Raw genomic sequence first — 12,315 nt, 5'->3', positions numbered from 1 at the left:
TTAAAGGATACATAATGAGTAGCGTAGATATTCTTGTTCCCGACCTGCCTGAATCTGTAGCAGATGCGACCGTCGCTACCTGGCACAAAAAACCAGGCGATGCCGTTAAGCGCGATGAAGTGCTGGTAGAAATCGAAACTGACAAAGTGGTACTGGAAGTACCGGCTTCGGCGGATGGCGTTCTGGACGCGGTGCTGGAAGACGAAGGCACCACCGTCACCTCTCGTCAGATCCTGGGTCGCCTGCGTGAAGGCAACAGCGCGGGCAAAGAGTCCAGCGCGAAGTCTGAAGAGAAAGCGTCTACGCCAGCGCAGCGCCAGCAGGCCTCTCTGGAAGAGCAGTCTAACGATGCCCTCAGCCCGGCGATCCGTCGCCTGCTGGCGGAACACAGCCTTGACCCGGCAGCCATTAAAGGCACCGGTGTGGGCGGTCGTCTGACCCGTGAAGACATCGACAAGCATCTGGCGAAAGCGCCTGCTCAGGCGGAAGCGAAAGCCCCTGCGGCAGCACCGGCAGCACAGCCTGCTCTGGGCGCTCGCAGCGAAAAACGCGTGCCGATGACTCGCCTGCGTAAGCGCGTGGCCGAGCGTCTGCTGGAAGCGAAAAACTCTACCGCGATGCTGACTACCTTCAACGAAGTGAACATGAAGCCAATCATGGACCTGCGTAAGCAGTACGGTGACGCGTTTGAAAAACGTCACGGTATCCGTCTGGGCTTTATGTCCTTCTACGTGAAGGCGGTGGTTGAAGCGCTGAAACGCTACCCGGAAGTGAACGCGTCCATTGATGGCGATGACGTGGTTTACCACAACTACTTCGACGTCAGCATGGCGGTTTCGACCCCACGTGGCCTGGTGACCCCGGTTCTGCGTGATGTGGATACCCTGGGTATGGCCGACATCGAGAAAAACATTAAAGAGCTGGCGGTGAAAGGCCGCGACGGCAAGCTGACCGTAGACGACCTGACCGGCGGTAACTTCACCATTACCAACGGCGGCGTCTTCGGATCGCTGATGTCTACCCCGATCATTAACCCGCCGCAGAGCGCGATCCTGGGTATGCATGCCATCAAAGATCGTCCTATGGCGGTAGACGGTAAAGTTGAGATCCTGCCGATGATGTACCTGGCGCTCTCTTACGACCACCGCCTGATCGACGGCCGCGAGTCCGTGGGCTTCCTGGTAGCCATTAAAGAGCTGCTCGAAGATCCAACGCGTCTGCTGCTGGACGTCTAGTCACGATTTAGCATCACCTGCCCCGTAGACCGGCACACGCTGCGCCGGTCTACAGGTTTGAAGATAACGATTACCCTGAAGGATGGATAGAACACATGAACTTACATGAATATCAGGCCAAACAGCTGTTTGCCCGGTATGGCTTACCGGCTCCGGTGGGTTATGCCTGTACTACCCCGCGTGAAGCAGAAGAAGCCGCATCTAAAATCGGTTCCGGCCCGTGGGTAGTTAAGTGTCAGGTTCACGCTGGTGGCCGTGGTAAAGCGGGCGGTGTGAAGGTTGTTAAGAGCAAAGAAGAGATTCGTGCGTTTGCTGAACATTGGCTCGGCAAGCGTCTGGTAACGTACCAGACAGACGCGAACGGCCAGCCGGTTAACCAGATCCTGGTTGAAGCGGCAACCGACATCGCGAAAGAGCTGTACCTGGGCGCGGTGGTTGACCGTAGCTCCCGTCGCGTGGTGTTCATGGCATCTACCGAAGGCGGCGTGGAAATCGAAAAAGTGGCGGAAGAGACCCCGCACCTGATCCACAAAGTGGCTATCGATCCGCTGGCAGGCCCAATGCCCTACCAGGGTCGCGAGCTGGCGTTCAAACTGGGTCTGGAAGGCAAGCTGGTTCAGCAGTTCACCAAGATTTTCATGGGCCTGGCGACCATTTTCCTGGAGCGCGATCTGGCGCTGATCGAGATCAACCCGCTGGTGATCACGACCCAGGGCGATCTGATCTGCCTCGACGGCAAGCTGGGCGCTGACGGCAACGCGCTGTTCCGCCAGCCGGATCTGCGCGAAATGCGCGACCAGTCTCAGGAAGACCCGCGTGAAGCACAGGCTGCTCAGTGGGAACTGAACTACGTGGCGCTGGACGGTAACATCGGCTGCATGGTTAACGGTGCGGGCCTGGCGATGGGCACCATGGACATCGTTAAGCTGCACGGCGGTGAGCCAGCGAACTTCCTCGACGTGGGCGGTGGCGCAACCAAAGAGCGCGTAACCGAAGCGTTCAAAATCATTCTCTCCGACGACAACGTGAAGGCCGTTCTGGTTAACATCTTCGGCGGCATCGTCCGTTGCGACCTGATCGCCGACGGTATCATCGGTGCGGTAGAAGAAGTGGGTGTTAACGTTCCGGTGGTTGTGCGTCTGGAAGGTAACAACGCTGAACTCGGCGCGAAAAAACTGGCTGACAGCGGCCTGAATATTATTGCAGCGAAAAGTCTGACGGATGCAGCTCAGCAGGTTGTTGCCGCAGTGGAGGGGAAATAATGTCAGTTTTAATTAATAAAGATACCAAGGTTATCTGCCAGGGCTTCACCGGTAGCCAGGGGACTTTCCACTCCGAACAGGCGATTGCCTACGGCACGCAGATGGTTGGCGGCGTAACGCCAGGTAAAGGCGGCACCACCCACCTGGGCCTGCCGGTGTTCAACACCGTGCGTGAAGCCGTAGAAGCGACGGGCGCAACCGCAACCGTGATCTACGTTCCGGCGCCGTTCTGCAAAGATTCTATTCTGGAAGCGATCGACGCAGGCATCAAACTGATCATCACCATCACAGAAGGCATCCCGACGCTGGATATGCTGACCGTGAAGGTGAAGCTGGATGAAGCTGGCGTGCGTATGATCGGCCCGAACTGCCCAGGCGTGATCACCCCGGGCGAATGCAAAATCGGCATCATGCCGGGCCACATTCACAAGCCGGGTAAAGTGGGCATCGTGTCCCGTTCCGGTACCCTGACCTATGAAGCGGTTAAGCAGACCACCGACTACGGCTTCGGCCAGTCCACCTGCGTGGGCATCGGCGGTGACCCAATCCCGGGTTCTAACTTTATCGACATCCTGAAGCTGTTCCAGGAAGATCCACAGACCGAAGCGATCGTGATGATCGGTGAGATCGGTGGTAGCGCGGAAGAAGAAGCAGCTGCTTACATCAAAGAACACGTGACCAAGCCAGTTGTGGGTTACATCGCGGGTGTGACCGCGCCGAAAGGGAAGCGTATGGGTCACGCAGGCGCGATCATAGCCGGTGGTAAAGGTACGGCTGATGAGAAATTCGCAGCGCTGGAAGCCGCAGGCGTGAAGACCGTTCGCAGCCTGGCGGATATCGGCGAAGCACTGAAATCCATCATTAAGTAAGTCCTCTCTGCTCCCCGAAAGGGGGGCGTTGCAGTATAAAAATGTCCGTTTCGACATGGTTGGCCGCTGTAAAGCGGCCTTTTTTATTGCCTGCGTCTGGCGACTAGCGTGAACTTGTAATCATCGGTACTGAACACGTTGCGGCTGTATTCAAATACCCGCCCGTCCTTCAGTAACCCGCGGGAGACTTTTTCCAGGATCGGCTTTGCCGGATCGAGCGACAGCGCGGCGATCGCCTCCTCTGACGGCATGATCGGCACCAGCTCCTGCTCGCTGCGATCGATAACCAGCTTTTTGATCTGCTCAACGTAGTGGTATTTCGAATTCTCCATCACTTCCCAGGTGAGGTCGGGGAACAGGGCCAGCGGCATCCACGTTTCTTCCAGATTTACCGGTTTTTGTTTGATAAAGCGGACGCGTTTAACGTGCCAGACTTTATCGTCATGAGAGAGATTCAGCTTTTCGGCAAGTTTTGCATCGGCTTTCAGCACTTCGAAAATGCTCACCTCACTGTGGGTATCCACGTTCCGGTCCGCCAGTTTTTCGTAAAACCCGGTGAGCTGGTAAATGTCGTAATTGACGCGCTCTTCTTTTACGTAGGTGCCGCTGCCCTGAATGCTCTCGACGATCTGCTCTTCCGTAAGCAGCTTCAGCGCCTGTCTCACCGTGACGCGACTCACGTTGAATGCCTCCTGAAGGCTGGATTCCGTCGGTAACGCATCGCCAGGCTTTAACTCTCCCGCACTGATTTTTTCGCGAAGCGCATCGGCTATTTGCCGGTACATCGGTTTGTTACCCATCGAATCTGCCTTTCTAATACCTTTTCATGGAATTATGCCTCCCGCTTAAAATTTGTAAATAATACAACTCAAATACAAATTTTCGTTGTTAGTGAAAATGATCACATAAATGTATTGTGTGGCCTGTCACAATTGCCGCCAGACAATAACAACGTATGTGTGAGGATCTTATGAACCTGACGACTCTGACCCACACCAGTGCTGTCTGCGTGCAGGCGCACTATGCCAGCCGTGATGAGGCCATTCGCCAGCTTACAATGCGGCTGGTGGCGCTGGGCAAAATCACAGATGGCGAGGCATTTTTGGCGGAGGTCTACCGTCGCGAATCGCAGGGGCCAACCGCCCTGGGTGAAGGGCTGGCTGTCCCGCATGGTAAATCGAACGCGGTGAACGAAGCGGCTTTTGCGGTTGCTACGCTGCGCGAACCGCTGGAGTGGGAGGGGGTGGACGGCCCTGAACAGGTAGAGCTGATCGTCCTGCTTGCCATCCCGCCAGCTGAAGCGGGATCCACGCATATCCAGGTGCTGACGGCGCTGACGTCTCGCCTGGCCGATGATGTCCTCCGGGAACGCGTTATGGCTGCAGAGACGGCTGAGGATCTGCTTGATGCGCTGAACGGTGTCTCGAAGGAAGACGAGGCTGATACGCCGGTGAATGCACCAACCGTCGTCTGTGTCACCGCCTGTCCGGCGGGGATCGCGCATACCTATATGGCCGCAGAGTACCTGGAGAAAGCGGGACGTAAGCTCGGCGTCAACGTGGTGGTTGAAAAGCAGGGGGCGAACGGCATCGAAGGGCGCATTACTGCCCAGCAGTTGCAGGAGGCGAAAGCGTGTATTTTTGCCGCTGAAGTGGCGATCAAAGAGAGCGAGCGCTTTCAGGGGATCCCCGCCATTTCCGTGCCCGTTGCGGAACCCCTGCGTCATGCTGAAGCGTTGATTGAGCGCGCGCTGGCGCTAAAGCCTTCTACCGATGCGCGCCATGCGCAGGTCGATACCGAAACGAAAAAGCGCGTTAAAACTGAACTCAAGCAGGCGCTTCTCAGCGGCATCTCTTTTGCGGTGCCGCTGATCGTCGCCGGCGGTACGGTGCTGGCCGTATCGGTACTGCTGGCGCAAATCCTTGGCCTGCAGCACCTGTTTGACCAGGAAAACTCGTGGCTGTGGATGTACCGCAAGCTTGGCGGCGGCATGCTCGGCATTTTGATGGTGCCTGTCCTGTCGGCCTACACCGCCTACTCGCTGGCGGATAAACCCGCGCTGACGCCGGGCTTTGCGGCCGGTCTGGCTGCCAACATGATCGGCTCTGGTTTTCTCGGCGCTATCGTCGGTGGGCTGATCGCGGGCTATCTGATGCGCTGGGTGAAAAACCACATGCGGCTCAGTAGCCGCTACAACGGCTTTCTGACTTTTTATCTCTATCCGGTGATTGGCGTGCTGGGCGCGGGCAGCCTGATGCTGTTTGTGATTGGCGAACCGGTGGCCTGGCTTAATAACACGCTCACCGTCTGGCTTAACGGTCTCTCCGGCGCGAATGCGCTGCTTCTGGGGGCAATCCTCGGGTTTATGTGCTCATTCGATTTGGGCGGCCCGGTCAACAAAGCCTCTTACGCGTTTTGCCTGGGGGCGATGGCGAACGGGGTATACGGTCCCTATGCGATCTTTGCTTCCGTCAAAATGGTCTCAGCCTTCACCGTCACGGCGTCAACGATGCTGGCACCGAAGCTGTTTAAGTCGTTTGAAATTGAAACCGGTAAATCGACCTGGCTGCTCGGCCTCGCGGGCATTACCGAAGGGGCGATTCCGATGGCGATTGAAGATCCGCTTCGCGTCATTGGCTCATTTGTACTCGGATCCATGGTGACGGGCGCGGCTGTCGGTGCGATGGGGATCGGGTTGTCTACGCCGGGGGCCGGGATTTTCTCTCTCTTTTTACTTCACGATGCCGGGTTGGGCGGTGTGGTTGCCGCGGCGGGCTGGTTTGGCGCGGCGCTGGTGGGTACCGCTATCTCCACCCTGGTTCTGCTGCTCTGGCGACGCCAGGCGGTAAAAAAGGGCAACTACGTCACTGAAGACGCCTTATCGTAAAAACGCACAAACAGGAAACGAAGATGAAAGCTGTATCTCGCGTTCATATCACGCCGCATATGCACTGGGACCGTGAGTGGTACTTCACCACCGAAGAGTCGCGTATTCTTCTGGTCAATAATATGGAAGAGATTCTGACCCGGCTGGAGCAGGATGATGAGTACAAATACTATGTTCTCGATGGACAGACGGCTGTTCTGGAGGATTATTTTGCCGTTGTGCCCGAAAACCGCTCTCGCGTAAAGGCGCTTGTCGAGCGTGGAAAGCTGATTATCGGCCCCTGGTATACCCAGACCGATACCACGATCGTGAGCGGCGAGTCGATTGTCCGCAACCTGATGTACGGCATCCGGGATTGTATGGCCTTCGGCGAGCCGATGAAGATCGGCTATCTGCCGGATTCGTTTGGCATGTCCGGCCAGCTTCCGCATATCTATAACGGGTTTGGCATTACCCGCACGATGTTCTGGCGCGGTTGTTCTGAACGCCACGGGACCGATAAAACCGAATTTCTCTGGCAGAGCCAGGACGGCAGTGAAGTGACGGCACAGGTGCTGCCGCTGGGCTACGCGATTGGTAAGTACTTACCGGAGGACGAAGCGGGGCTGCGAAAACGGCTCGACAGCTATTTCGAGGTTCTGGAAAAGGCGTCCGTCACCAAAGCGATTTTGCTGCCCAACGGACACGACCAGATGCCGCTGCAGCAGAACATTTTCGCGGTGATGGAGAAGCTGCGTGAAATCTATCCGCAGCGTCAATTTGTGATGAGCCGGTTTGAGGAGGTCTTTGATCGCATCGACGCGCACCGCGATGACCTGGCGACGTTAAAAGGTGAGTTTATCGACGGGAAATACATGCGCGTGCACCGGACCATCGGCTCCACGCGCATGGATATCAAAATCGCCCATGCGCGTATTGAGAACAAAATTGTCAATATCCTTGAGCCGCTGGCGACGCTTGCCTGGACGCTGGGCTTCGACTACCACCACGGCTTGCTGGAGAAAATGTGGAAAGAGATCCTCAAAAACCACGCTCACGACAGCATCGGCTGCTGCTGCAGCGACAAGGTGCATCGCGAGATTGTCTCCCGCTTCGAGCTGGCTGAGGACATGGCAGACAACCTGGCGCGTTTCTATATGCGCAAGATTGTCGACAACATGCCGCAAAGCGATGCCGATAAGCTGGTGATGTTCAACCTGATGCCCTGGCCGCGTGAAGAGGTGATGAACACCACGATTCGACTGCGCGCCAGCCAGTTCCGTCTGTTGGATGACAAAGGCAACGTGATCCCGTATTTCATCCGCAGCGCGCGCGAGCTCGACCCTGGCCTCATTGACCGACAAATTGTTCACTACGGCAATTACGAACCGTTTATGGAGTTTGATATTCAGCTCAGCCAGATATTGCCGTCGATGGGCTACCGTACGCTGTTTATCGAACCTAACGTGGCCGGGAAGGTGCTCTCTCCGGGGGAAAATACCGCCTCCCTACTTGAAAACGCCTTCTGGCAGATTGACGTAAATGACGACGGTTCGCTGCGCCTGCGCGACAAAGAAACCGGGCTTATTTATGACCGCGTGCTGGAAATCGAAGAGAGCTCGGATGATGGCGATGAGTACGACTACTCGCCTTCGCGGCAAGAGTGGAGACTCACTTCCGCGCAGGGCGAGCATGAATTTGAGGTTACGCATGAAGGCTGGCAGAGCAGGGCAGTTATCCGCCATCGAATCGCCGTTCCGGCGAACCTGGCGGAACGCGCGGCGCGCCAGCGAAACGGCTACCTCGACGCTGAATTTGAAATTACGCTAAGCCGCAACAGCAGACGCATTGACGTGGCGGTGCGCCTGGATAATCAGGCCGACGACCACCGCGTTCGCGTGCTCATCCCAACGCCGTTTGCGACCCGGGAGGTGTTAGCGGATACGCAGTTTGGCACGATCTCTCGTCCGGTGCAGGACGCGGCGATGCAAAACTGGCAGGAGGAGGGGTGGAAAGAAGCGCCGGTTCCCGTCTGGAATTTACTCAACTACGCCGTCCTGCAGGAAAAACGAAACGGGCTTGCGCTATTTACCGAGGGGCTGCGTGAATTTGAAGTCGTGGGCGATGAACAAAAGGCATTTGCTCTGACCTTGCTGCGCGGCGTGGGGGTACTCGGCAAAGAAGATCTGCTCCTGCGCCCCGGCAGACCATCCGGTATCAAAATGCCGGTACCGGACGCTCAGGTGCGTGGTCCGCTAAGCTGTCGCTTTAGCCTCTTCAGCTTCAGCGGCACGCCGGAAAACGCGGGTGTCGCGCAGCAGGCTCAATCGTGGTTAACGCCGGTGCAGTGTTATAACAAGATCCCCTGGGATGCAATGAAGCTGAATCGCGCGTCGTTGACCACGCCGGAAAGTTACAGCCTGTTAGCGCTTTCGCCAACGGGATGCGTACTCAGTGCGATCAAAAAAGCGGAAGATCGTGATGAGCTCATTCTTCGTCTGTTCAACCCTTCACAGTCCAGCGCATGTGACGCGACGCTATCCGTCAATCCGGCGGTGAAGCGGTGCTGCGAAACGGACATGAATGAACGGCTGATGGACCACGGTGAAGACGAAGGCATTGTCGGGGCGTTCAGACCGGGACAGTCGCGAACCTTTAGCCTTCTTCTTGCCTGAGAATCGCTGATATCATTAAAAGGCTGCACTGTTTGCGGCCTTTTTCATTAAATAGTCACGCCGTGGTGTTAAGTTATGGGGTGACAAAAGTAAAATAAATGTAATTACGAAGGGGTGCATAAATACCATGGAAAAATAACCCGGCCCGACTATGCTTTATTGTTTGCCGCGCATCGAAATGAGGCTTTTGTTTCGCGTTAATTAAAATCACTTCTGTTTATATTTTTTTTCGTCTTCGATAACCAATCACATCTTTACATGCACATATCATTAACATGGTTTTTACCATTCTCACCACGATTAAACATAGTTAACATCAAGGTTTGTTTTTGATTTAAATCAAAGTTTAATCCTTGGAAAAAGGTGCTGAAAAGCGCTAAATTGTTCCCGATCAAAATGGCCGAAAAGTGGTAATTTTGCTATAAATTGATCACCGTCGAAAAACGTAAATGTGATTCAATAAAAACCTGTTTATTGTAAGGGTTTTGCAGCGTATTATATTTGCGGTATCAATTTGAGTTTTTTATTAACGTATTTGTAACCTCACGTCATCGTTTTTATCCTCCTTCAGGGTAATAACGACGACAAGGATGCGAATAATTTGTATTGGGGCATGCGTGTGGATCTCTTTCTGACGGGGTTCACTCTCGGAGTCTTCATGCGATGAGCAAGGAGTCATGATGTTAGATATAGTCGAACTGTCGCGCTTACAGTTTGCCTTGACCGCGATGTACCACTTCCTGTTTGTGCCACTGACGCTCGGTATGGCGTTCCTGCTGGCCATCATGGAAACGGTATACGTTCTCTCCGGCAAACAGATTTATAAAGATATGACCAAGTTCTGGGGCAAGTTGTTTGGTATCAACTTCGCACTGGGCGTGGCAACCGGTCTGACCATGGAGTTCCAGTTCGGGACTAACTGGTCTTACTATTCCCACTATGTAGGGGATATCTTCGGTGCGCCGCTGGCCATTGAAGGTCTGATGGCATTCTTCCTTGAATCCACCTTTGTAGGTCTGTTCTTCTTCGGTTGGGACCGTCTGGGTAAAGTCCAGCATATGGCGGTGACCTGGCTGGTGGCATTAGGTTCGAACCTGTCCGCGCTGTGGATCCTGGTCGCGAACGGCTGGATGCAGAACCCTATCGCGTCTGATTTCAACTTCGAAACCATGCGTATGGAGATGGTCAGCTTTGCCGAGCTGGTCCTGAACCCGGTTGCTCAGGTTAAATTCGTTCACACCGTCGCTTCTGGCTATGTGTGCGGCGCGATGTTTGTACTGGGTATCAGTTCTTACTACATGCTCCGCGGTCGTGACTTCGCGTTCGCCAAGCGCTCCTTTGCTATCGCTGCAAGCTTCGGTATGGCTGCGATTCTCTCTGTTATTGTTCTGGGTGATGAATCCGGTTACGAAATGGGCGACGTGCAGAAAACCAAACTGGCCGCTATCGAAGCCGAATGGGAAACCCAGCCGGCACCTGCTGCCTTTACGCTATTCGGTATTCCCGATCAGGACGCGCAGGAAAACCGCTTCGCTATTCAAATCCCTTACGCGCTGGGTATCATCGCCACCCGTTCTGTTGATAAGCAGGTGACGGGTCTGAAAGAGCTGATGGTGCAGCACGAAGAGCGTATCCGTAACGGTATGAAAGCCTACTCGCTGCTGGAACAGCTGCGTGCCGGTTCTACCGACCAGGCCGTTCGCGATCAGTTTAACGACGTGAAGAAAGATCTGGGTTACGGTCTGCTGCTGAAGCGTTATACCCCGAACGTTTCTGATGCGACGGAAGCGCAGATCCAGATGGCAACCAAAGACTCAATTCCACGCGTTGCGCCACTGTACTTCGCATTCCGTATCATGGTGGGCTGCGGCATCATCATGCTGCTGATCATTGCGGCGTCCTTCTGGTCCGTGATTCGCAACCGCATCGGCGAGAAAAAATGGCTGCTGCGCACCGCGCTGTACGGTATTCCACTGCCGTGGATCGCGATTGAGTCCGGCTGGTTTGTGGCGGAATATGGCCGTCAGCCATGGGCGATCGGTGAGGTGCTGCCAACGGCGGTAGCGAACTCGTCCCTGACCGCAGGCGACCTGATCTTCTCCATGCTGCTGATTTGTGGTCTGTACACCCTGTTCCTGGTGGCTGAACTGTTCCTGATGTTCAAGTTCGCGCGCCTTGGCCCAAGCAGCCTGAAAACCGGTCGCTATCACTACGAGCAGTCCACTGCGACTACTCAGCCGGCACGCTAAGACAGGAGTCATCAAATGATCGATTATGAAGTATTGCGTTTTATCTGGTGGCTGCTGGTTGGCGTTCTGCTGATCGGTTTCGCCGTCACGGATGGTTTCGACATGGGGGTGGGGATGCTCACCCGTTTCCTCGGTCGTAATGACACCGAGCGTCGAATCATGATCAACTCCATCGCCCCGCACTGGGACGGTAACCAGGTGTGGCTGATCACCGCAGGCGGCGCGCTGTTCGCTGCCTGGCCGATGGTCTACGCGGCTGCGTTCTCCGGTTTCTATGTGGCGATGATTCTGGTGCTGGCCTCTTTATTCTTCCGTCCGGTCGGTTTCGACTACCGTTCGAAGATTGAAGATACCCGCTGGCGCAACATGTGGGACTGGGGCATCTTCATCGGTAGCTTCGTTCCACCGCTGGTGATCGGCGTGGCGTTCGGTAACCTGCTGCAGGGCGTACCGTTCCACCTGGACGAATACATGCGTCTTTACTACACCGGTAACTTCTTCCAGCTGCTGAATCCGTTTGGTCTGCTGGCCGGTGTCGTCAGCGTGGCGATGATCATCACTCAGGGCGCAACCTACCTGCAGATGCGTACCGTAGGCGAGCTGCATCTGCGCTCCCGCGCGACGGCTCAGGTTGCTGCGCTGGTTACGCTGGTCTGCTTCGCGCTGGCCGGTGTGTGGGTGGTGTACGGCATTGATGGCTACGTGGTGACGTCTGCCATTAACCACACCGCACCGTCTAACCCGCTGACTAAAGAAGTGGCGCGTCAGGCGGGAGCATGGCTGGTGAACTTCAACAATACCCCTGTGCTGTGGGCGATCCCGGCGCTGGGCGTGCTGCTGCCGCTGCTGACCATGTTGACGTCTCGTCTGGAAAAAGGCGCGCTGGCGTTCGTGTTCTCTTCACTGACTCTGGCATGCATCATCCTGACGTCGGGTATTGCGATGTTCCCATTCGTCATGCCATCCAGCACCATGCTGAATGCTAGCCTGACCATGTGGGATGCAACGTCCAGCCATATGACGCTGAACCTGATGACGTATGTTGCTTGCGTGTTCGTTCCGATTGTTCTGGCCTACACCATCTGGTGTTACTGGAAAATGTTCGGCCGCATCACGAAAGAACATATCGAAAGCAACACCCACTCTATGTATTAAGTAA

8 protein-coding genes are annotated in these 12,315 nt (G+C 55.4%); 7 read left to right on the top strand and 1 reads right to left on the bottom strand.

All coding sequences use genetic code 11. From position 1 onward, the window contains the following. The first annotated feature begins 14 nt into the window (after positions 1-14). The 3 genes from odhB to sucD all read left to right on the top strand — a co-directional run bounded on the left by odhB (position 15) and on the right by sucD (position 3,366). Entirely contained in the window at positions 15-1,235 is a 1,221-nt protein-coding gene (gene odhB / locus ACHH0Z_RS05175; RefSeq protein ID WP_008501093.1) for a 2-oxoglutarate dehydrogenase complex dihydrolipoyllysine-residue succinyltransferase, read from the top strand. Between the two features lie 95 nt (positions 1,236-1,330). Beyond that, complete coding sequence (gene sucC, locus ACHH0Z_RS05170; RefSeq protein WP_006809579.1) at positions 1,331-2,497, top strand: ADP-forming succinate--CoA ligase subunit beta; 1,167 nt, start codon at positions 1,331-1,333, stop codon at positions 2,495-2,497. Continuing rightward, positions 2,497-3,366, top strand: coding sequence for a succinate--CoA ligase subunit alpha (gene sucD / locus ACHH0Z_RS05165; protein WP_008501094.1), 870 nt, complete (start codon positions 2,497-2,499; stop codon positions 3,364-3,366). The genes sucC and sucD overlap by 1 nt, the downstream gene beginning before the upstream one ends. An 83-nt stretch (positions 3,367-3,449) precedes the next feature. Here the strand turns inward: sucD and ACHH0Z_RS05160 are convergent, their stop codons facing one another. After that, positions 3,450-4,166: a GntR family transcriptional regulator gene (locus ACHH0Z_RS05160; RefSeq protein ID WP_045407777.1), complete on the bottom strand. Its 717-nt coding sequence runs from the start codon at positions 4,164-4,166 to the stop codon at positions 3,450-3,452. A 170-nt stretch (positions 4,167-4,336) separates the two neighbouring features. On the opposite strand from ACHH0Z_RS05160, the gene mngA reads away from it, so the two are divergent. The 4 genes from mngA (at position 4,337) to cydB (ending at position 12,311) form a co-directional block, all read left to right on the top strand. Next, positions 4,337-6,253, top strand: a complete 1,917-nt coding sequence (gene mngA, locus ACHH0Z_RS05155) for a PTS 2-O-a-mannosyl-D-glycerate transporter subunit IIABC (RefSeq protein WP_045407774.1) — start codon at positions 4,337-4,339, stop codon at positions 6,251-6,253. A gap of 23 nt (positions 6,254-6,276) precedes the next feature. Continuing rightward, the gene (gene mngB, locus ACHH0Z_RS05150; RefSeq protein ID WP_045407772.1) at positions 6,277-8,907 is read left to right on the top strand and encodes a mannosylglycerate hydrolase; all 2,631 of its coding nucleotides are present in this window, start codon (positions 6,277-6,279) and stop codon (positions 8,905-8,907) included. Positions 8,908-9,587: 680 nt separating this feature from the next. Then, positions 9,588-11,156: a cytochrome ubiquinol oxidase subunit I gene (gene cydA, locus ACHH0Z_RS05145; protein ID WP_008501098.1), complete on the top strand. Its 1,569-nt coding sequence runs from the start codon at positions 9,588-9,590 to the stop codon at positions 11,154-11,156. A 15-nt stretch (positions 11,157-11,171) separates the two neighbouring features. Continuing rightward, positions 11,172-12,311 carry a cytochrome d ubiquinol oxidase subunit II gene (gene cydB / locus ACHH0Z_RS05140; protein ID WP_045407770.1) on the top strand — a complete coding sequence of 380 codons (1,140 nt, stop codon included), beginning with the start codon at positions 11,172-11,174 and terminating at the stop codon, positions 12,309-12,311. The last annotated feature ends 4 nt before the right edge of the window (positions 12,312-12,315 follow it).

It is taken from the genome of Enterobacter cloacae complex sp. 2024EL-00227 (assembly GCF_043945315.1).
In the GTDB taxonomy this organism is placed as follows: domain Bacteria; phylum Pseudomonadota; class Gammaproteobacteria; order Enterobacterales; family Enterobacteriaceae; genus Enterobacter; species Enterobacter roggenkampii.
This window is presented reverse-complemented; position numbering and strand designations above follow the sequence as displayed.